This is a genomic window from Nonomuraea sp. NPDC048881 (assembly GCF_040649795.1).
GTDB lineage: Bacteria > Actinomycetota > Actinomycetes > Streptosporangiales > Streptosporangiaceae > Nonomuraea.
In genome coordinates this window covers 441,755-463,281 of the sequence record NZ_JBEZGC010000002.1, presented here as the reverse complement: position 1 = coordinate 463,281, position 21,527 = coordinate 441,755, and the positions used below count along the sequence as shown (strand labels likewise).

Genomic DNA, 21,527 nt, shown 5'->3' with positions numbered 1-21,527 from the left:
GACAGGCCGGTTCGGGGAGAGCGAGGAACCAGACATGGACCACAACGATCTCCGCATCGGCGACGCCGAGCGCGAGCAGACGATGGCGGCCCTGCGCGAGCACTTCGCCCAGGGCCGCCTGACCCACGAAGAGCTCGACGAACGCCTCGACCGGGCGCTGGCCTCCAAGACGGTCCGCGACCTGTCCCAGGTGACGGCCGACCTGCCCGGCTCGTCCCCCTCCTACGCCCACCCTCAGCAGATGCCCCAGTTCGACCGGGACGCCTGGCGCCAGGCGATGAGGGCGCACCGCCACCAGATGCAGACCATGCGCCACGCGCAGGCCGGCCGTCCCTGGCACGACCATTCCCGCCGTCACTGGCGCGGCCACCGCGGTCCCGGCCTCCTCCCCCTCCTGATCGTCTTCGGGGTGCTGGGGCTGGTCTTCGGGTTCGGCCTCTTCAAGATCCTGCTGGCGGTCTTCCTGGTGGCCACCGTGTTCAACCTGGTGCACCGCCGCTTTCACTACCGCGGGTGACCTTCGCGTCCCTTCGTGACGTTGGGCCTTGACCAGAATCAACTGACATTTCATGATCTGGCGGGCGGATCTCACCGAACGAAGGGGCGTCGCATGACCGAGCCGGGTTCAGTGGCGGCCCTCACGAATCCGTTCGCCGCGGTGGGCGGCGCCGACGCGCTCGTCCTGGACGCGCCCGGCTACCTCACGGCCTTCGAGCGCGACCACGCGGACTGCGTCGTCCCCCTGTGGAAGCTGGAACGCGCCCAGAGCTTCTACGAGCCGGACGTGGCGAGCTGGCGGGCCATGATGGACGGCGACTGGGCCGGCTCCCTCTCCCTGGCCGAGCAGATGGCGCCGCTCGTGGCCGGTTACTTCCGCCACCGGATGCCGGTGAGCCGGGTGCGCGTGGTGGAGTTCCCCGTCAGCGCGTACCTGCAGTGGGAGATGCACCTGCTGGACATGCGGGCCAGGGCGGGCTCGCCCTGCCGGGTGGTGCCCGCGGCGCGCGTGGCCGCCCTCGAACCGGTGCCCGAGCTGGTGATCTTCTCCCCCGTCCTGATGTACGAGGTCCTCTACGACGAGTACGGCGGCGGCCGGGGCGGCCGGCGCATCACCGATCCCGGCGTGATCGGCCCCTGCCTGCGGGCGGTCCGGGAACTGTTCGCCGAGGGCGAGGACGTGCGCGACTTCCACCGGCGGGAGATCGTGCCGCTGCCGCCGCCGTCGGTCACCGACGAGATGCGGGCCGCGGTGCCCCCGTACGCCCACCGGACGGAGGAGTTCCGGGTCTGAGCGCGCCCGGGTTCCGGCCCGCGGCTGGAACGGGCCACGACGCATCTCCTGACACTTTGGTTTACCCGGACATCAGGGAAATTTCGCAAATTTCGTGACAGGGGGGTTGCGGTCCTACCAGAATGCGGTGCGATCCAGCGTCCATCGCAACTGGAGGAAGCCCCCATGCGCAGACCCCTAGGGGTACTCGCCGGCCTGGTGAGCCTGGCTGCACTCGGTACGCCGACGACCCCGGCGAACGCCGCGACGGCAGCCGCGGCCGGCAGCGAGGCCGCCGGCCGCTGCCGGGTCACCGTGGCCACGCCTCGCGTCAACGACACCGCTCAGATCGTCTCCTCCGCCGCCCGTCAGGGCTGCCTTACGGACGCGCTCCTGCGTGTCCGGCTCAAGCGCGCCGTCCCGGGCACGGACCCCGTCGTCAAGAGCGGCTCCACCCGGTCCGGCAGCGTCGCGCTCACCTTCCCCTGCGCGCCCGGCGTCTACTACGCGGTCGCCACCGACCACCGGGGCCGCGGCGCGACGTCCAGGGCGGTCCGGCTGACCTGCGCCCCGGCCTCGACGCCCACGGCGTCCCCCAAGCCCACCCCGACGGCCACCTCGACGGCCACCGCCACCCCTGCCCCTCAGCCGACCGCGACCGGCCCCGCCGGCACGGTGGGCACCGCCGAGGAGAACGAGGTCCTGCGCCTGGTCAACGCCGAGCGCGCCAAGGGCGGCTGCCAGCCGCTCAAGCACGACGCCCAGCTGCGCGCCGCGGCGTACGGCCACTCCGCCGACATGGCCGCCAAGGGCTACTTCAACCACACCTCGAAGGACGGCCGCAGCTTCATGGACCGCATCAGGGCGGCCGGCTTCACCGGCGGGACCGCCTTCGCCGAGAACATCGCCAGGGGCCAGGCCACCCCGGCCGCCGTGATGAACTCCTGGATGAACAGCTCGGGTCACCGGGCCAACATCATGAACTGCCGGTACACGGTGATCGGCGTGGGCGCGGCCAGGAACGGCCAGGGCCCCGTCCACTGGACGCAGGACTTCGCGGCCAGGTAGCCCTCGACGGGCGCCCCGCGCGCGTCGCGGGGCACCCCAGGGTCAGACGCGGGTCAGCAGGACGTTCCCGTCGCCGGCCTTCCTGACCACGATGACCGCGTACAGCCCGGTCACCTTCGGGTCGCTGATGGTCAGGCGTTCCATCTTGTTCGGGCCGCCGCTCGCGGACTTGCGGGCGGCGGAACGCGGCAGGCCCCACGCGGCGGAGTCGGGCGCCATCACGAAGAGGTCGAGGTCCTGCCCGTTGCGCGGCACGACCGTGAGCGTGGCGGGCACGCCCTTCTCGATCCACGTCGTCCGCACCTCGGCCAGCCGGCCGGCGGCGATGGGGAACTCCTGCGGCGTCCCGGCCTCCAGGTTGCCCGCGGCTGCCTCGGTCACCTCCATCGCGTACTCCTCGTAGTCGGCGTCGGAGCTGACCGAGTTGACGAACCAGTTGCGGGTGGCGGAGCTGGGCTGCACGGCGACGAAGTCCGCGCTGGTGGCGGTCCAGTCGGCGCTCCTGACGGCGTCGCCGCCGGCGTTGGGCGTGGTGGCCAGGTCGACGTCCGCGCCGTCCGGTCCGGTGACGGCGGCCACCACGTGCCATTTGCCGGGCGTGGTGACGAAGGCCGTCTGCAGCGGGACGTTGGCGGGCCGGCGGATCGGATGCCGGTCGGCCAGGTCCTCCACGTGCTGGGTGGAGACGGCGTTCTGGAACAGCGCCCCCTCCGCGAGGTCGTGGTGCTGGGGGTCGAGCAGGGTCATGAAGTGGTCGAGGTCCTGGGCGACCGCCTTCCTGAACGCGGCCACGACGGTCTCGGGCCCGACGCCGCCGAGGTCCCAGTACTTCTCGTCCCGCGTGCCCGAGTCGGCCAGGTCGAGCAGCACCCCGGCCACGCGGCCCTCGGTCCTGACCGCGTCCGCCCCGCTCGGCCAGCCGTCGCTGAACCAGCGCGGGCTTTCCAGGTCGATCGCGGAGGTCGACCACCGGTAGTGCGTGTCGTCGTAGGTCTGGACGGCGACCCAGTCGGCCCACCCCTCGATCCAGGCGCAGGCCGGGTTGATCATCGGCGCCTTCATGTAGTGCTGTCCGCAGAGGCCCGTCGACGGCGTCACGCCGGTGTAGTCCATGATGAAGTGCCCAAGCTCGTGGGGAAGCGTCATCTTCTCCAGCGGTATCGAGGCGTCCAGGTTGATCTGGAAGCGGCCCAGGCAGTCGGGGCCGGCACTCGGGCAGTAGTAAGACGTGGGCAGCACCTTGTCCGGCCGCCAGATCAGCGTCACGGACTGGCAGTTCGCCTCGCCCGGCTTCCAGCAGTCGTCGGCCGGGTCGTTCAGCCAGCCGGTGTAGGCCTTCCACGTGTCGTAGGCGGCCGAGTGCAGGCGGAACGCCCCCTCCATCGGGTCGCCGGCCGCGCTGCGGTAGTCGATGACGGTGGCCGACGTGCCGGGGGGAACGTCCGGCGTGGTGGGGCCGGCGTCGGTGTAGATGTCGCCGGCCTTCTCCGACATGCCCACGGACCAGTAATTGCTGACCGGGCTGACCTCGATGTTGACGTCCTGGCCCGTGCCGTCCTCCTCGGTGCCGGGGAAGCACAGCTTGTAGGCGCCGGACGCGTCCGTCTCGGCCCAGCCGAGATTGAGCCGGCCGTTCGTGTCGGTGTCGAACGCGTCCACCTCGGCCATGGGCACGCCGCCGACGGTTCCGTCCGCCTTGAAGTAGGTGACGCGCCCCTGCACGCACGTGTCGCCGGCCGCCGCCGCCCTCGCGGTCCTCCCCGTACGGCGCCCGCGGCCCTCGCGCGGCATGCCGAACACCGACGACTGCGCGCCCACGGTGACGTAGGCGAGCCCGCCGGAAGAGGGCCCCGGACGCCCGTCGCGAGCCTGGACGCGGATGGAGGCGGGGCCGGGCCCGACCGCCGTGACGACGCCCTCGTACCGGACCGTCCGGCCCGCACGGGCCCGCCAGGTCCGGGTGGCCCGGTCCACCGGGCTGCGGCCGATCGTCGCGGCGGCGCGGTCGAGCCCGGCGGGCGGGGTCGCCCACTTCAGGGTGTCCGGCAGCTCGATGATCGTGGTGGCGTCGGGCAAGTCCTGTTTCGGGGTCACCTCGACCGTGAGCCTCGCGCTCTGCCCCACGGCGGGGGCGCGATCGAGCGAGACATTCACGGTGAAACAGTCCCCCGGGACGCAGGACGGCTGTCCCGGGGCGGCGGCGTGGGCCGGGGCCGTGGTGAGTCCCACGGCCGCCAGCACCCCCGCCAGAGTGGTCGCCATCAGTCGGCGTGACATCGGCATGTCTCCTGATCAGCCCGCGCAGGCCACGGGCGAGTCGAAGTGGCCAGGTGAGGTGGGATAGGGCGAACCGCTGTCGCCCGAGACCGGGACGGCCACCTCCCGCGAACCCGACGGGTCGCCCGCGCTGCGGCCCGCGCCCGCGCCCCAGGCCACCTTGGCCAGGAAGTCGAGCATCGCCGGGGAGTGCTGGCGGACGATGTTGTGCCCGCCGTTGGCCGGGCCGCAGTGGGTGTAGAGGTTGAAGCCGCCGTTCCAGTCGATCATCTTGTCGCCGGGGTTGGGCCCGTTGGCCGTGCGGTCGCCCTGCATGACGTCGCGGTCCGCGCCGCCGTACTGCCAGTCCACGCCCTGGTGGTGCTGGTCGTCGGTGGTGGCGGCGTTGTCCTTGTCGGTCATGCGGAACCACGCGCACGGGTCCACCACCGTGGTCAGCTCGCCTTCGGGCGTCTTGCCGGGGGCGCACGAGCCGGGGTAGGAGCCGCGCGGGTTGTAGTCGAGCAGGTCGGCGCCGGCCCCGCCGAAGACGTGGTCGACGAAGCGGTCGCCGGTGCCGCGGGCGGCCGGGTCGAACACGCCGCCGGACAGGCAGTCGGCGGTGGCCGCGTCCAGGGCCGGGTCGCAGCCCTTTCCGCCCCACAGCAGGTCGTCGCCGTCGCCGCCGAACACCTCGTCGCCGCCGCTGTCGCCGTTGACCAGGTCGTCGCCGGCGCCGCCGTGCATGCTGTCGCGTCCGGGGCCGCCGCGCATGCGGTCCGCGCCGCCCTTGGCGAAACCGTCGTGCGGCATGGCGGCGGCCGTCCAGGTGTCGCCGTCGGTGTCGTGCAGCAGGTCGGTGCGGCGGTCGTAGGTGCCGGGCTGGAAGCCCTTGTAGGTCTCCTTCGGCGGGGCGTTGAGGCTGACGGTGAAGCCGAGCCGCTGGGCGTCGGAGGCGTCGATGCGCTCGTTCAGCACGCCGCCGCGGTCGCCGAGCATGGCGTCCTCGCCCGCGCCGCCGGACAGGTCGTCGTCGCCCAGCTCGCCGAACAGGTCGTCGTCGCCCTGGCCGCCGTGCAGTTCGTCGTCGCCGTCCTGGCCCCACAGCGCGTCGTCGCCGTCGTCGCCGTACAGGTGGTCGGCGCCGTAGGAGCCGGCCGGCTCGCAGGTGGCCTGGGCCTGGGTGCAGAACCTGGTCGAGTCGCCCGGCAGGGCCGGGTCGTGGCTGCGTACGCGGGTGGCGTCCGCGGGCGCCTGGCCCGCCGGGTAGCGCTCGGTGTAGACCTTCTCGGCGTTGCCCGTCACGGTTCGGACGAGCGAGCCGTTGTCACCGAGCAGGACGTCGGCGCCGCCGTTGCCCTCGATCGCGTCGGCCTTGTCGGCGGCGGCCTGCTTGGCCGAGCCGCCGATCAGGTCGTCCTGACCGGGGGTGTCGTCGCCCTCCAGGTCGGCCTGGCCACTGGCGTCGCCTCTCCAGCCGGGGTCGGTCAGCGGTCGCGTGGTGGTGCGGGTGGACTCGGCCGTCAGCGGCAGGTCGCCGCGGATCTGGTCCGCGCCGTCGCCGCCCTCGGCGTGGTCGCCCTGGCCGCCGCCGGACATCTGGTCGTCGCCGCCCTGCCCCCACAGGACGTCCACGCCACCCCCACCGGACACCCGATCCGCCCCGGCCCCGCCGCCTGAGCCCTCGCTCGAACTCTTGCGTGAGCCTTCGCCTGGGCCGTCGGCCAGGAGGGTGACCGCGCGTGGGGTCATCGGGGCGCCCGCCGAGCCGATGCGGACGGCGGCCCTGGCCGGGGTGCCCGTCAGCGTCACCACGGCGTTGTCGCCGGCCACGACGTCGTCGCCGGGGCCGCCGTAGAGCGCGTCGGCGGCGTCGTCGGCCGCGGTGTGGGTGCCGCCGACCAGGTCGTCGTCGCCCTGGTCGCCCTCGACCCAGTCCACGCCCGCGCCGCCCTCGGCGTAGTCGTCGCCCTCCTGGCCGCGCAGCCGGTCGGGGCCGCCCTGGCCGAAGATCGCGTCGTTGCCCGCGCCGCCGTCGGCCACGTCCGGGCCGAAGCCGCCCGCGAGCAGCTTCACCTGGTGCACGGCCGCCTGGCCCGGCCGCACGGCGACCGAGCTCGCCGGGTCGGCCGCCTCCGCACCGGACACCGGCTCACCGGACGGCGTCGCCGCGACGGACGGCGTCCCCGAAGGGCTCCCCGCCGCAGACGGGCTAGCAGTCGCAGACGGGCCTCCGGTCGGTGACGGGCCTCCCGTGGGCGACGAGCTCTCCGACGGCGTGGCCGACGGACTGCCCGACGGCGTGGCCGACGGGGTGGCCGACGGGGTGGCCGACGGGGTGGCCGACGGGGTGGCCGACGGGGTGGCGGTGGTGGTCAGGGTGGCGTTGTCGGCGGCGATCATGTCCGGGCCGTCGCCGCCCAGCAGCGTGTCACCACCGTCCGGGTACGCGCCAGAAGCGCCGCCCACCAGCTCGTCCTCCCCCGCCTCGCCGTACACCTCGTCGCCGCCGACGCCGCCCTCCAGGTGGTCGTCGCCCGCGTCGCCGTGCACCTCGTCGGCGCCGATCCCGCCGTGAGCCCGGTCGGCGCCGTCGCCGCCGTGGATCACGTCCGGGCCGCCGGCCTCCTGCGGGGTGCCGTCGAGGTCGAACGGGCCACCGGCGTCGCCGTTGTCGCCGATCAGCCGGTCCGCCCCGGCGTCGCCGTACAGGAAGTCGCCCTTGTCGTCCTTGCCCGCCGTGCGGGCGCCGCCGATGACCAGGTCGTCACCGTCGCCGCCGAACGCGCGGTCCTGCCCGGACTCGCCCACGACGGTGTCGGCGTGCGCGCCGCCGTACAGGGTGTCGTCGCCGGAGCCGCCGGTCACCTCGTCGGCGCCGTCGTCGCCGAGCGCCGTGTCGTCACCGGAGCCGCCCGAGACCCGGTCGTCGCCCGAGCCGCCGGCCAGGCGGTCGTCGCCGCGTTCGCCGCAGACCACGTCCTGGCCGCCGCCGGCCTCGACCCGGTCGGCGCCGCCGCCGGCCGACACGGTCTCCTTGCCCGCGCCGCCGATGATCAGGTCCCGGCCGTCGGCGTCGCCGTCGTGCTCCTCGCACGGCTCGTCCCGCCGGCGGTCGCCGAAGACGGTCGCTCCTCCGTCGCCGCCGATGACGTGGTCGTTCCCGTCGCCGCCGGACAGCTCCTTGGCCGAGGGCTGGACGCCCGCCGGCAGCGGCAGGTGACGCACCAGCCGGGCCGGGCCGAAGTCGTCGCGCCCCTGGGCCTCGCCGACGTCGGACGGCTCGGCGATCACCCAGTCGTCGCCGGGGCCGCCGGAGATGTCGTCCTTGCCGTGGCCGCCCGCGAGGACGTCGTCCCCGCCACCGCCGATGATCTGCACGGCCTCGCCGGGGGCCGAGTGGCCGGCGACCAGGTCGACGGCCTGACCGCCGTACACCTTGTCGGCGCCCGCGCCGGTGTCGACGTAGTTCGGCCCGGAGTCGGCGGGTCCCGCCTCGTCGCGGCCGATCTCCGCGCGCGGCCCGGTGTAGATCTCGTCGGCCGCCGAGCCGCCGGTCAGGGTGTCGGCGCCGGGGCCGCCGACCAGCAGGCTCGGCTGCGCGCGGAACCGCGGCGAGGGGTCGGTGGCGGCCAGCGGGCTGTCGGAGGCGACGGCGATGGTGTCGTTCCCGCCGTTGCCGTACAGCCGGTTCTCGCCGAGACCGGCCGCGATGCGGTCGCCGCCGTCGGCCGGGCCGTCGTCCGGCGCGCCGGGCAGGTCGTCGCCGGTCCAGTCGGCCACGTCGACGTCGCCGACCTTGCGGGTGGCGGGGGTCAGGCGGCCGTCACCGGCCACCCAGCCGCCCGCGCCGCCCATGGTGACGTAGTCGTCGCCGGGGCCGCCGGCCACGATCGCGGCGGGCCCGTCGTACTGGTCGCCGCTGGTGATCTGGTCGTCGCCCTTGCCGCCGTCGATCACGTTGCGGCCGGCGCCGGCCAGGATCAGGTCGTCGCCGTCGCCGCCGAACGCCACCACCGTCCGGTCGAACGGGTGAGCTCCGGCGGTGTCGTCGCCGTACCCCTGGAAGACCAGCCGCAGCGCGCCCTTCGCGCCCCGGCCGTCGGCCAGCACCCGCGTCAGTCCGGACGCGCGGTGCTCCTCGCGCACGCCCAGCGCGCTGACCACGAAGCCCTCGTCGCCGGGGAGCTGGCTGACGGTCCACTGCTCGGCGTCGTCGCCCGGCTTGGCGGTGCTGCCGCCTCTGGCCTTGCGCATCCCGCCGACGTGCAGCACCAGGGCGTCGCCCGCCTCGGTCGCGAGCTTCGGCGGGTCCTCGTCGCACTTGGGCCGGATGGAGAAGTCGAGCAGTTTGGCCTCGACGATGGTCCAGTCGAACCGCTTCTTGAAGATCGAGATGCCCACCTCGACCCATGCCTTCAGGTAGACCTTCAGCTCGCCGTCCAGCGAGAACAGGCACAGCGGGTTGCGCAGCAGGACGTCGGCGAACTCGAAGAACCGGAACTTGCCGTCGTTGGTGGGATCGAGCCAGTTCATGGCGACGGTGAGGAAGATGCCGCCGCTCACGCCCGCCTTGACCAGCACCACGTCGACCGCCGCGCCCGCCTCCAGCCGCCCGGTCAGGGAGATCGCCGGCAGCGGTCGGCCCTGGTCGTCGGTGGTCTTCAGGTAGAGGCTGTCGAGGACCTGGAGGTCGACCTTGCCCTGCTCGATCGCCTTGCGGATGCCGTACGTGTCGAAGCCCGCCCTGATCTGGGCCTCGACCCCGGCGGTGCCGGAGATGACCACCATGATCGGCGGCGGCGACCAGACCGGGCCGAAGGACTGGCTGTAGGAGAAGCCGAGGCGCAGCGGCCCGGAGTCGAACGCGACCAGCTCCACGTCCTTGCCCATCAGCAGGCTGAAGATCGACCGCCCGGCGTTCTGCAGCACGGGGAAGCTGAAGCCCGCCTTCGCGGAGTGCTCCATCGGCCCCTGCGCGTCGGCGGCGGCGGCCTTGGCCTTCCCGCACGACCTGGCGCCCTGGTCGAGCGCGGCGAACAGGTCGTCCGTGGCGGGCGCCACGTCCTTGATCAGCGAGTCGGCGACGTCGGGCGAGTTCTCGGTGTCCAGCGCGCGGTCACCGGCCACGGTGAAGCTGCCGATCGGGATGTACAGCTCTCCCTGGCAGTCGGGCAGCGACGTGACCAGTCTGCCGACCTCGATCATCCGCTCGATGAACTTCGTCGTGCCGCCGCCGGCGACCGTGTTGTACTTCTTGGCGATCGTCATCAGGTTCACCTCGCCGCCGCCCGCGGCCTTGCTCAGGTCCGACAGCACGGGGATGGGCGCGTAGAGCTGGTCGATCACCGGTTTGACCGGGTCTGTGACCTTCTTGACCTGGGTCACCACCGGCCCGAGGACGCTCCGGAAGAAGTCGCCGGCCTCCAGGTTCACGTTGTTGAAGGCGATGTTCAGGTTCGCCGGGTCCGGCGAGCCGCCCTTGGTGAGGTCCCAGTCCAGGTCGAAGTCGCCGTACAGGCCGGGGAACATGGCCGAGCCGGCCGTCACCTTGAAGCGCCAGTCCACCGCGACCTTGGCGTTCAGTGACGTCTCCACCAGGCCGCCGGCGTCGGCGAGCTGGTCCAGGCCGATCCGGCCGACCGGCTTGAAGCCGATGGTGAAGGCGCCCGCGAACAGGTCGGGGGCGTTCTGCTCGCGGTTCTTGAGCGTGACGTCGAGGATCGCCAGCCGGGCGTTGATCTCCTCGGGCAGCGAGACGTTCACGCCGACGGTCGCCCGCGGCCGGTTGGCCTCGCCGGCGTCGACGTAGAAGCCGCTGGTCCGGTCCAGGCCCACCATGACCTCGGCGTGCCAGCCGAGCTCGGCCCGTACGCCCTTGCCCTTGCCCTGCTTCAGCGCGAGGCCGGGGACGCCGACGTCGAGCGGCCGCTCCACGCCCAGGCAGTCCTTGACGCAGCCCTGTTCGGGATCGACGTCGCCCTTGCCGACGCTGACCTTGAACGCGATGCCGGTCAGCTCGGTGCCCTTGGCCGCGTCGCAGGCCTCGGGCTCGGCGGGGTCGGGGACGGGCGCCTGCACGCAGGTGATCACCGGCTGCACGCCCGGCCCGACCTTGGGCGCGAGCTCATCGTTGTACCACTTGCGCAGGTCGCCACCGGTGGGCACCTTGCCGCCGTTCGGCAGCTTGGCGAGTGCGGCCTTGATCTCCTGACGCTTGGCGCCGACGAAGTCGGCCCCCTGCTGGAGGTCGGCGCCGACCATGGGCAACCTGCCCTTCCCGGAGGCCATGCGCATGCCGGTCTCCAGGGCGGTGAGGTACCGGTCGATGCCGTCGCCCAGGTTGGTCCAGTCCAGCTCCAGGCCCGGAGGCAGGGTGGAGAAGTCGAAGGAGGGCAGCTCCAGCCGGTTCACGTCGCCGGGCAGCTTCTTGGACAGGTCGAACATCTCGGCCAGCGGGGCGGCCCTGGGCAACCGCAGCACGAGCGCGTGCTTGCCGTCCGCGGTGAGCGGCGCGCCGTTGAGGTAGGCGGGCAGGACGGCGCACAGCGCCAGGTCGGTGTCGTCGCGGTGCGGGTCGCGGTCGCAGGCGACCGGCTCGCTCGTCTCGTTCAGCGCCAGGTCGAGCCCGGAGAAGAACGCGGCAGGGGTCACCGCGTCCTGGGACTCGCCGCCGTAGCGCAGGCTCACGCCGTAACCTAGTCTGGCCTGCAGCGGGTCGTCGCCCTCCTTGCCGATCGCCAGCGGCAGCGGGCCGACGTCGGCCTGGACCGTGCCGTCGAGCTGCGCCTTCGCCTGGAGGTCGAGGCCGGAGTCGGTCTCGATGAGCAGGTCGCGGGCCGGGTCGAAGCCGCGCTTGAGCGCCACGCGCAGGCCGAGGCGCACCTCGCCCTCGACGGCGGCGTCCAGCGTGGCCGAGCCCTTGGCGGCGACCAGGCTGCTGTCGCCGAAGGCGAAGCGCAGCGGCTCCTGCACGGCCGCTTTCTTGTCGTAGGCCAGTGACAGCCGCAGGGCGCCGTCCTCGTAGCCGATGCGCACCTGGCCGCCCAGCGCCTTGTTCAGCTCGGCCACCAGCGCCTGGACGGTGTCCGGCGGCGCGGCGGTCAGGCGGTCGATCGCGTCCCGCAGCGGCGAGCGCAGCGCGTAGGCGGCGCCCGCCTCGGGCACGGCCTGGCCGAACTTCTCGGCGAAGGACAACGTGTGCTCGCCGCACGCCGTCGCGACGGTCAGCACCCGGGTGCCGACGGCGACGCGGCGGCCGACGTGCGCCTGGGTGAACGTGCGCGAAGGGTCGGTGACGTAGGCGTTCTCGTTGCCGCAGGCGCCGTCGCCGTAGACGACGCCGGGGCCCGAGCCCATCTCCTCCGCGGCCACCAGGTCGGACAGCGAGCGGCCGAGCAGCGGCAGCTTCGCCGTCATCGCCTCGTTGACCGGCCCGGTGCCCTTGACGCCGTCGAGGTAGGCGGCCACCGCGCCCAGGGACTTGATCAGCGCGCCGAACAGCGCCTGCGGATTGTCGGGGTCGAAGGCGAAGTCCTTGACCCGGCCGATCTGGTCGAAGCCGCGGAAGCTGACGGTGGCGGGCTTGCCGAGGTCCGGCATCTCCACCTCGCCGGAGACCCTGCCGCCGAAGAAGTCGGCCAGGCCCGGCACGCCCAGTGTGAGCCGCGCCTTGGCCACCGCGTCCACCTGGGAGGTCAGGACGTCGCCCGGCTTGCTCGCCAGCCGCTCGAACAGCCTGGTCAGCGGCACGTCGCCGAGGTCCTTGAGGCCGACCTTGACCAGGTCGCCGCCGTTCCTGCTGCCCATGGTCAGGTCGCCGGTGAGCTGGACGCCCAGGTAGCCCGCGACGGCGTTGACGTTGACCGAGGAGAGCACCGACACGCGGGCGCCGAACAGGTCGCGGCCGGTCCGCAACATGATCCGGTCCGCGGCCCTGGGCAGCTCGTTCACCACGGTGGCGCTGCCGTCGCCGTTGACGTGCTGGTACGGACACGCCTTCTGCTGCCCGTCCGGCCGCTGCGCGCATCCCTGGCCCGTCACCGGGTCGCTCAGGTCGAGCACGACCGTGGCCGAGGCGTGGTAGCCGCGCATGACGCCCGCCACCGCGGCGGTCGCGTTGGCGCGGTCGAGCCCGGCGGCGGCCTTGAACGTGTCGCCGAAGGCGATCTGCCCGATCATGGGGTCGTTCGCGGAGATCCGGTACGGCGCGCCCGCGGCGGGCACGCCCCCGCGCCATCCCTCCTCGGCGAGGGTGACGGTGTCGGCGGTGTTGTCGGCCACGATGCCGCTCGACGCTCCGGCGGTGACCGTGCGCCCGGCGAACTGCCCCGGCGTCCACTTCTGCCCGGCGTGCCGCAGCGCCTTGGCCGCGTACGTGACGCCCGCGCCCGTCCCGCTGACGGTCTGGCCGGCGGGGTTGAGCGGCTCGGGGGCCGGGTTGACGGTCCGGTCCACGACGAGGGTGAAGGCGATCTTCTTGGCGGCGTCGTCGTAACCGGCGTCGGCGACCTTGATGATCGCGCCTCCGGGCAGGCCGCGGGCCTTGCCCAGCGCGGCGAACAGGTCCTGGATCGAGGTGAAGGTGGGCCGGCCGGTGTTGCGGTCCACGCTGGCGGCGGCGAAGGCGTGGATCGCCTCCGACACCTGCACGGCATCGGCCAGCGAGCCGCGCATGAACGGCAGGTCGAGGTCGCCCTGCCCGTCCCAGCGGGCACGCTGGGCGGCGGTGACGGCGTTGGCCAGGTGGGTCAGGCCGTCGAGCAGGTCCTTGGGCGTGAGCGTCTGGAAGCGGCCGAGCCGGTCCAGGTCGGCCTGGGTCACGCTGACGGCGGGCCCGCCGGTGGCGAGGTCGGGCCAGCTCGCGTCGATGGTCGCGGCGGCCCCCTCGACCTGGGCGCCGGCGAACGGCTGCGCGGTGACCTGCAGCCTGGCGGCGGCCGAGCCCTTGCGGGCGAAGCTGAACAGGCTCTCCGAGCCCAGTTCCGAGGTGTCCAGCCTGCCGTTGCCGTCCGGGTCTGCGGCGGTGGCGGCGAACTCGGCGTCGACGGAGAGCGTCGAGGCCGCCGAGAGGTCGACGCCGAGGATGCCGAAGGCGGCGGTGGGCCTGGCCCCGGCGGCGAGCCTGCCTTCGGCCCGCACGGTCAGGCCGGCGTCCTTGGCCAGCCAGGCGGACTTGGTGGCCGGGTCGTAGGCGAAGGGCAGCTTCGCGGTGAGCTTCAGCGTGACGTCCACGCCGCCCGAGGTGGTCAGCGAGACCTTGGGCTGGGCGCTGCTGACGGAGATCGGGCGGCCGGCCGCCGTCCTGGAGACCTCCAGGGTCAGGTCGAGCCGCCTGATCCCGTTCTGCGTGCTCGCCTTGGCCAGGAGCTTTCCTGCGCGGGGGCCGGACAGCTCGTACTCGTCCTGGAGGTCGTCCAGGGTGGTGAGGCCCTTGAGCTTGTCGTGGACGGCCACCTGGAACAGGTCGGCCAGGCCCAGGGCGTCCTCGCCGCCGGGCACCAGGCCGACGAACGGCAGCTGCTCGCCCATCGGGCCGAGCGTGGCCAGGCCGCCGCCGGCGGCCGTGAACCGTTCCACCGCGGACAGCAGCGCCGCGGTCTCGGCGTCCGGTGCCGCGGACGCGACGGCCGGTGGCGGCACGGCCGCGACCAGACCCACTGATAACGCCAATGCGCAGACCACGCGCGACAATCGCCGGCTTGCCACCAGACCCCCCAGTGCGAAGACACAACGAACCGGGTACGTATCTAGCGATCAAGGCTTGTGCGTGACTTGGATCCGGCTACAAGCGCAGGTCAGAGACCGCCGGTTCCGGGCCCGGGCGCAGCGTGGCGCGCAGGCGGGCCATCTCCCCGGCGATCGTGGCGACGGTCCAGTGGGCGTTGAGCCCGCTCGGGTTCGGCAGCACCCACACGCGGGCGCCGCCGACCTGCTCGGGCTGGGGGCCGATGACCGCCTTGTGCCGCGCGAAGGCCGTCCGGTACGCCGAGATGCCGAGCACGGCCAGCACCTGCGGCCCCAGCCCGGCCACCTTCTCCGCCAGCTGCCGGCCGCCCGCCACCAGCTCGTCCCTGGTCAGCTCCGCCGCCTTGGCGCTGGCCCGGGGGACGATGTTCGTGATGCCCAGCCCGTACGAGGGGAGCAGGTGCTGCTCGGCCGGGGCCAGCAGGCGCGGCGTGAAGCCGGACAGGTGCAGCGCGGGCCAGAACCTGTTGCCCGGCCGGGCGAAGTGGTGGCCGGTGGCCTCCGACATCAGGCCGGGGTTGATGCCGCAGAAGAGCACGTTCAGGCCGGGACCGAGCACGTCGACAAGCACGTGCCGGAGGTTAGCCCACTCCGCGGCGTGGTCAGCCCATGTCTTCCAGCTTGCGGCCCTTGGTCTCCTTGACCCATTTGCTGACGAAGAAGAAGGACAGCGCGGCGAACAGGGCGTACATGGCGTAGGTGAGCGGCAGGTTCCACTCCGACAGCGCCGGGAACGAGACCGTGATCAGCCAGTTGGCGATCCACTGCGCGGCGGCGGCGACGCCGAGCGCGGCGGCGCGGATGCGGTTGGGGAACATCTCGCCGAGCAGCACCCAGACCACCACGCCCCACGACAGGGCGAAGAACAGCACGAACACGTTGGCCGCGACGAGCGCGATCGGCCCCTGCGGGCTGGGCAGCGAGACCACGCCGCCGACCTCCCGCGACGCGCTGAACGCCCAGGCCGCGGTGCCCAGCGCGATCGCCATGCCGGCCGAGCCGACGAGCAGCAGCGGCTTGCGCCCGATCCGGTCGACCAGCGCGATCGCGATGAACGTGCCGATGATGTTGATGATCGAGCTGGAGAAGCTGATCAGCAGCGAGTTGCTCTGGTTGATGCCCACCGACTGCCACAACACCGACGAGTAGTAGAAGATCACGTTGATACCGACGAGCTGCTGGAACGCCGACAGGACGACGCCGACCCAGACGATCGGCAGCAGGCCGAGCGCGCTGCCGCGCAGGTCCTTCAGCCCCGGCACGCGTTCGGTCCGCAGCACGTGCTGGATCTCGGCGATCCGGGCGTCTAGGTCCACGTCCTCGCCCTCGACCTCGGCCAGCACCTCGCGGGCCTTCCGCGACCGTCCCGACATGATCAGGTAGCGCGGCGACTCGGGGATGGTGGAGGCGAACAGCAGGTAGAGCAGGGCCGGGACGGCGCAGGCCCCCAGCATCCACTGCCACGCCTGCAACCCCCACAGGTGGTTGTTGACGTCGCCGCCGGCCAGCTCGGCGATCAGGTAGTTGACGAGCTGCGAGACCGCGATGCCGAGCACGATGGCGAGCTGCTGGAACGAGCCCAGCCGCCCCCGGTACGCGGGCGGCGCCACCTCGGCGATGTAGGCCGGCCCGAGCACCGAGGCCATGCCGATCGCGAAGCCCGCGATGACCCGCCACAACCCCAGGTCCCAGATGGCGAACGGCAACATCTGCCCGATCGAGCTGACGGTGAACAGACCGGCGGCCACCTGCATCGACCGGGTACGCCCCCACCGGTCGGCCAGCCCGCCGCCGATCCAGGCCCCGAGCGCGGACCCGAGCAGCGCGATGGCCACGACGAAGCCGATCTGGACCGCTCCCACGTCGAAGTGCCGCTGGATGCCGGTGACCGCGCCGTTGATGACCGAGCTGTCGTATCCGAACAGGAACCCGCCGATGGCCGCCGCCGCGGTGATGAAGACGACGTGGCCCAGATGCTCCTGATGGGTGTGCCGAGTTGCCATACAGGTCCCTTCCCCGTGATCGGGGACCTACCCGGAGATCACCTGTGTAGCGCGGCGCTTACCCAACCTTGCCACAAACCGGACGTCAGGCCCGGGTCAGCCAGAAGACCGCGATCACCACGACCGCCACCGCCACCGCCACGGCGTACCGCAGCAGCGCGCGCCCGAGAGCGCGCCGGACGTGGCCGGGACGGTGACGGTCGGCGGTCATCACGGGCTCCTTCGGAGGGACGGGGTCACAGGCGCGGGTCCACCGGCTCGGACTCCAGGGCGAGCACCGCGAAGACCGGCTCGTGCACCCGCCAGCCCGCCTCGCCGTCCGCCAGGCGCGACAGCGCCTCCAGGCCGAGGGCGTACTCGCGCAGCGCGAGCGAGCGCTTCTTGCCGAGGAAACGGCGGCGCAGCACGTCGAGGGACTCGGTGTAGTCGGGCCCGTAGATGATCCGCAGGTACTCCCGGCCGCGCACCTTCACGCCGGGCTGCACCCGGCCGGGCACGTACGTGGCCGGCTTGACCACCATGCCCTCTCCCCCGGCGGCGGTCAGCGCCTCCCACCACGCGGTGGCCGCGGCCCTGGACTCCGGCGAGCCGAGGGTGACCGTCACGTTCCTGGTCGGCGCGATCAGCGGCGAGTCGAGCAGCGCCAGCGTGGACAGGTGCCAGGCGTGCGGCTCCAGCGCGGTGGCCCGTCCCTCGCAGGCCAGGATCTGGAACGGCGCCAGCCTGATCCCGTCGAGACCGTCCACCGGCCAGCAGTAGCGCGCATAGGCGTCGCGGAACAGGGCAGCGTTGTCGAAGCGGCGTCGGGTGCGGGTCAACAACCCACCCACATCCAGCCCGCGTCCGGCCGCCGCTTCCAGAGCCGTGACGGCCTCCGGCAGCGCGGCCCGCGCGGCGGCGCCGACGGAGGCGTACTGCGACCTGATCAGCTCGCCCGCCTTGGCCGACCAGGGCAGCAGCTCGCAGTCGAGCACGACCCAGTCGGAGCCCAGCTCCTCCCACAGCGGCTCGCAGGCCGCGCGCACCGCCTCGACCAGCGGCGTCATGTCCCGGAAGAACGGCCGCCCGGTACGCGTGTAGACCGCCCCGGCGCTACCGTCGGCCACGCCGAACCGGGCCGCGGCGACCTCGGGCGTCCTGGCCAGCACGGCGACGGCCCGCGAGCCCATGTGCTTCTCCTCGCACACGACCTCGGTCACCCCCGCCGCGGCGAACTCCTCGAACGCCTCGTGCGGGTGCTCCAGGTAGCCGTCGAGCCTGGACGTCTCCGGCGGCGCCATCGTCGGCGGCAGGTAGACCAGCCAGCTCGGGTCGACCGCGAACCGGCTCATGACCTCCAGCGCGGCGGCCGCGTTCTGCTCCAGCACCTTGACCCGGCCGCCGAAGCGGGTCTCGACGTGCCGGGTGCCGATCACGTCGCCGACGTCGAGCATGCCCGGCTCGCGGGCGGGGTCGCCGAGCGGCTTGGCCGGCTCGTACCAGACCTGCTCGGCCGGCACCTGGACGATCTCGCGCTCGGGGTAGCGCAGCGCGGTCAGGTGGCCGCCGAAGACGCAGCCGGTGTCCAGGCAGATCGTGTTGTTGATCCACTCGGGGGTGACCGTGGGCGTGTGGCCGTAGACGACCATGGCCCGGCCGCGGTACTCGTCGGCCCACGGGTAGCGGACCGGCAGGCCGTACTCGTCGGTCTCGCCGGTGGTGTCGCCGTACAGGGCGAAGGCGCGCACGCGCTTGGAGGCGCGGCCGTGGTAGGACTCCTTCAGCCCGGCGTGCGCGACGACGAGCCGGCCGCCGTCCAGGCGGTAGTGGCTGAGCAGGCCGTCCATGAACGTGCGAGCCCGCTCGGCGAACTCGGGCGGCCCGGCGGCGAGCTGGTCCAGCGACTCGCGCAGGCCGTGGGCGACGGTGACCTTGCGGCCGTTCATCGCCCGCACGAGCTTCTGCTCGTGGTTGCCGGCCACGCAGATCGCGGTGCCCGCCTCGACCATGTCCATGACCAGGCGCAGCACGCCCGGCGTGTCGGGCCCGCGGTCGACCAGGTCGCCGACGAACACGGCGGTGCGGCCCTCGGGGTGGGTCAGGCCCTGCCAGCCGAGCTTGGCCAGCAGCGTCTCCAGCTCCGAGCGGCAGCCGTGCACGTCGCCGATGATGTCGAACGGGCCGGTCAGCTCGGTCCGGTCCGACCACGCCTTCTCGTAGGTGATCTCGGCGTTGTCGATCTCCTCCAGGCCGCGCAGCACGTGCACCCGCCGGAAGCCGTCGGCGGAGATCTTGGACAGCGAGCGGCGCAGCTCCTTGCGCTGGCGGATCACCACGCCGGGGCCGAAGTCGCGGTCCGGACGCGCGGCGTTGCGCTCGATGGCCACCTCCTCGGGCGTGTCCAGCACGATGGCGTCGGCCAGCACGTCGTGCTTCCTGGCCAGCTCGATGAGGCTCTTGCGGGCGGGGTACTGGACGTTGGTGGCGTCCACGACAGTGAACAGCCCCCTGGCCAAGCGCACGCCGACGATGTGGTGCAGCAGGTCGAACGCCGCCGGCGTGGCGGCCTGGTCGTTCTCGTCGTCGGACACCAGGCCGCGGCAGAAGTCGGAGGAGATGACCTGCGTGGGCTTGAAGTGCCGGCGCGCGAAGGTGGACTTGCCGCTGCCGGAGACGCCGACGAGCACCACGAGGGACAGCTCAGGAACGCTGATCACGGGTGAAGACTCCCATCTGGGTGGGCGGGCCGACCTCGGGATCGTCCTCGCCGACGGGTTCGACGGCGACGTGGTAGCCGTACTGGGCGGCCACCCGGGCGGCCCAGGCGGCGAACTCGGCCCGCGTCCACTCGAAGCGGTGGTCGGGGTGGCGCAGGCCGGTCAGGAACTCGTAGCGCACGTTGTGCTCGATGTTGGGGGTGGTGACGAGCACGTGGCGTGGCCGGGCGCGGCCGAAGACGACGCGTTCGAGCGCGGCCAGGCGCGGCGGGTCGACGTGCTCGACGACCTCCATGAGCACGGCGGCGTCGTAGCCCGCCAGGCGCTTGTCGGTGTAGGTGAGCGCGCCCTGGAACAGGGTGAGCCGGGCCCGCTTGCTGTCGGGCATGCGGTCCAGGCGCAGCTTGCGGGCGGCGACGGTGAGCGCCAGGGAGGAGACGTCCATGCCGGCGACGCGCGCGAACCTGGGCCTGGCCAGCAGCGCGGCGACCAGCTCGCCCTGCCCGCAGCCCAGGTCGATCACGCTGACCGCGCCGAGCTCTTCGAGCCTGCGCAGCACGGCCTCGCGCCGCAGCGTGTTGAGCGGCCGCGCCTTCCGCGCCGCGCCCGCCTCCTCACCCCCGCCTTCCGCAGCGCCTTCGACCGCCTCGGCCTCCGCGACGGCGGCCTCCGCGACGGCGGCCTCCGCGACGGCGGCCTCGTCGCCCGCGGTCTCCCCGGCGGGGGCCTCCTCGGCGAGCGCCGGCTCCAGCTGCTCCTCGGTCTCGTCGCCCAGCTCGGCCAGCCTGGTCAGCGCGGTGCGGGCCAGCGCCCAGCGCCGCCCGAAGTAGCGCCGGGCGATCAGGCCGCGCTCCGGATGACCGCCGAGCCAGCCCGCCCCCGCCCTGACCAGCTTGTCGATCTCGTCGGAGGCCATCCAGTAGTGCTTGCCGTCGTCGAGCACGGGGAGCAGCACGTAGAGGTGGTTGAGCGCGTCGGCCAGCAGGACGGTGCCGCGCAGGGTCAGCCGCACGTACCGGGACTCGCCCCACTCGGGGAAACCCTCGTCGAGCGGCAGCGTCTGCGCCTCCACCGCCCACCCCAGCGGCTCGAACAGCCGCCGGGCCAGCTCCGGGCCGCCCCGGCAGGGCAGCGCGGGCACCTGGATCTCCAGCGGCAGCGGGGTGCCCGGCAGTTCGGGACGGGCCTTGCAGCGGCCCGCCCGCGCGGTGCGGAAGACGTCGGCGAGCGCGACGGCCAGCAGCGAGGAGGCCGCGTACGGGCGGTCGTTGACGTACTGCGACAGGCTGAAGTCGGGCGAGTTCCGGCCGCGCGAGCGGACCAGCGCGATCGGGTCGACCTCCAGCAGGAGGGCCGCCGTGCAGCGCTCCTCGCCCGCCTCCGGATAGAACACCGTGGCCGTGCCGAACGATTGGCCGAACTCCTGCACGCGCTCAGGATGCTTGTGCAGGAGAAAGCCCAGGTCGGTGGCCGGCGTGGCGGTGGTCGTGATCGTCAGCAGCACGTGCCAAGTGTGCCGTAGCCGGACGAAGCACCGCCAACGGAATTACACGTGCGGCAGGACCTCGGCGGCGATGAGCTCCAGGTGCTCCAGGTCGGCCAGGTCGAGGACCTGGAGGTAGACGCGCTCGGCCCCGAGCTTGGCGAAGGCGCCCAGCTTGGCCAGCACCTCGTCGGGGGTGCCGCACAGGCCGCCCTCGCTCAGCGCGCCGGGGTCCTGGCCGATGGCGGCGGCGCGCCGCTCGATCTCGGCCTGGTCGGCGCCCACGACGACGGTCTGCGCCGCCGACAGGATCAGGCCGCGGCCCGCCTCGTCGGCCGCCTCCCGGACCCGCGTGAACGCCTGCCCGGTGTCGGCCAGGGTGCGGAACGGCACGTTGTACTCGTCGGCGTACGTGGCCGCCAGCCGGGGCGTGCGCTTGGCGCCGAAGCCGCCGATGATCACCGGCGGGCGGGGCCGCTGGACCGGCTTGGGCAGCGCCGGCGAGTCGACCAGCCGGTAGTAGCGGCCCTCGAAGGAGTAGGAGTCCTTCGCCGTCCACAGACCGGTGACGATCTCCAGCTGCTCCTCGAACCGGCCGAACCGCTCGCCGAGCGGCGGGAACGGGATGCCGTACGCGGAGTGCTCCCCGTCGAACCAGCCGGTGCCGAAGCCCAGCTCGACCCGGCCGCCGCTCATCTGGTCGACCTGGGCCACGCTGATCGCCAGCGGGCCGGGCAGCCGGAACGTGGCCGGCGTCACCAGCGTGCCGAGCCTGATCGTGGAGGTCTCCCTGGCCAGGGCGCCGAGCGTCACCCAGGCGTCGGTGGAGCCGGCGCCGGGGTCGCCGGGGCCGATGCGCTGGTAGTGGTCGGACCGGAAGAAGGCGTCGAACCCCAGGCGTTCCGCGGCCTGGGCGACGGCGAGCAGGTCGTCATAGGTGGCGCCCTGCTGGGGCTCGGTGAAGATCCGCAGCTTCATGAGCCTCATTATCCGCCCACATCGGA

At 73.0% G+C, this 21,527-nt stretch carries 11 protein-coding genes; 3 read left to right on the top strand and 8 right to left on the bottom strand.

Annotated features, from left to right (window positions below; translation table 11 throughout):
- Positions 1-34 precede the first annotated feature (34 nt).
- From AB0C33_RS07675 to AB0C33_RS07665, 3 genes are all read left to right on the top strand, one after another.
- Positions 35-517, top strand: coding sequence for a DUF1707 domain-containing protein (locus AB0C33_RS07675; RefSeq protein WP_358284683.1), 483 nt, complete (start codon positions 35-37; stop codon positions 515-517).
- Positions 518-610: 93 nt separating this feature from the next.
- Positions 611-1,291 carry a DUF6879 family protein gene (locus tag AB0C33_RS07670; RefSeq protein WP_358284680.1) on the top strand — a complete coding sequence of 227 codons (681 nt, stop codon included), beginning with the start codon at positions 611-613 and terminating at the stop codon, positions 1,289-1,291.
- A gap of 165 nt (positions 1,292-1,456) precedes the next feature.
- Positions 1,457-2,338, top strand: a complete 882-nt coding sequence (locus AB0C33_RS07665; protein ID WP_358284677.1) for a CAP domain-containing protein — start codon at positions 1,457-1,459, stop codon at positions 2,336-2,338.
- A 42-nt stretch (positions 2,339-2,380) separates the two neighbouring features.
- Here AB0C33_RS07665 and AB0C33_RS07660 read toward each other — a convergent pair whose 3' ends face one another.
- From AB0C33_RS07660 to AB0C33_RS07625, 8 genes are all read right to left on the bottom strand, one after another.
- The gene (locus AB0C33_RS07660; protein WP_358284675.1) at positions 2,381-4,615 is read right to left on the bottom strand and encodes a hypothetical protein; all 2,235 of its coding nucleotides are present in this window, start codon (positions 4,613-4,615) and stop codon (positions 2,381-2,383) included.
- A 15-nt stretch (positions 4,616-4,630) separates the two neighbouring features.
- A complete protein-coding gene (locus AB0C33_RS07655) occupies positions 4,631-14,254 on the bottom strand; it encodes a hypothetical protein (protein WP_358284673.1) in 9,624 nt (3,207 codons plus the stop codon).
- Positions 14,255-14,378: 124 nt separating this feature from the next.
- A complete protein-coding gene (gene mug / locus AB0C33_RS07650) occupies positions 14,379-14,912 on the bottom strand; it encodes a G/U mismatch-specific DNA glycosylase (RefSeq protein WP_358284670.1) in 534 nt (177 codons plus the stop codon).
- 31 nt (positions 14,913-14,943) lie between these two features.
- The gene (locus AB0C33_RS07645) at positions 14,944-16,344 is read right to left on the bottom strand and encodes a sugar porter family MFS transporter (RefSeq protein WP_358284668.1); all 1,401 of its coding nucleotides are present in this window, start codon (positions 16,342-16,344) and stop codon (positions 14,944-14,946) included.
- Positions 16,345-16,429: 85 nt separating this feature from the next.
- Positions 16,430-16,555, bottom strand: a complete 126-nt coding sequence (locus AB0C33_RS07640) for a hypothetical protein (protein ID WP_358284666.1) — start codon at positions 16,553-16,555, stop codon at positions 16,430-16,432.
- 25 nt (positions 16,556-16,580) lie between these two features.
- On the bottom strand, positions 16,581-19,040 hold the full coding sequence (locus AB0C33_RS07635; RefSeq protein WP_358284664.1) for a polynucleotide kinase-phosphatase: 2,460 nt from the start codon (positions 19,038-19,040) through the stop codon (positions 16,581-16,583).
- Entirely contained in the window at positions 19,024-20,544 is a 1,521-nt protein-coding gene (locus tag AB0C33_RS07630; RefSeq protein ID WP_358284662.1) for a 3' terminal RNA ribose 2'-O-methyltransferase Hen1, read from the bottom strand. The genes AB0C33_RS07635 and AB0C33_RS07630 overlap by 17 nt, the downstream gene beginning before the upstream one ends.
- A 42-nt stretch (positions 20,545-20,586) precedes the next feature.
- Positions 20,587-21,501, bottom strand: a complete 915-nt coding sequence (locus AB0C33_RS07625; protein WP_358284659.1) for an LLM class F420-dependent oxidoreductase — start codon at positions 21,499-21,501, stop codon at positions 20,587-20,589.
- Positions 21,502-21,527: the final 26 nt, after the last annotated feature.

Bases quoted from the DNA above. Each gene is read 5' to 3' on its own strand.
- AB0C33_RS07660 (WP_358284675.1), bottom strand. From the start codon at position 4,615: ATGTCACGCCGACTGATGGCGACCACTCTGGCGGGGGTGCTGGCGGCC.
- AB0C33_RS07675 (WP_358284683.1), top strand. From the start codon at position 35: ATGGACCACAACGATCTCCGCATCGGCGACGCCGAGCGCGAGCAGACG.
- AB0C33_RS07625 (WP_358284659.1), bottom strand. From the start codon at position 21,501: ATGAAGCTGCGGATCTTCACCGAGCCCCAGCAGGGCGCCACCTATGAC.
- AB0C33_RS07670 (WP_358284680.1), top strand. From the start codon at position 611: ATGACCGAGCCGGGTTCAGTGGCGGCCCTCACGAATCCGTTCGCCGCG.
- AB0C33_RS07665 (WP_358284677.1), top strand. From the start codon at position 1,457: ATGCGCAGACCCCTAGGGGTACTCGCCGGCCTGGTGAGCCTGGCTGCA.
- AB0C33_RS07640 (WP_358284666.1), bottom strand. From the start codon at position 16,555: ATGACCGCCGACCGTCACCGTCCCGGCCACGTCCGGCGCGCTCTCGGG.
- AB0C33_RS07645 (WP_358284668.1), bottom strand. From the start codon at position 16,344: ATGGCAACTCGGCACACCCATCAGGAGCATCTGGGCCACGTCGTCTTC.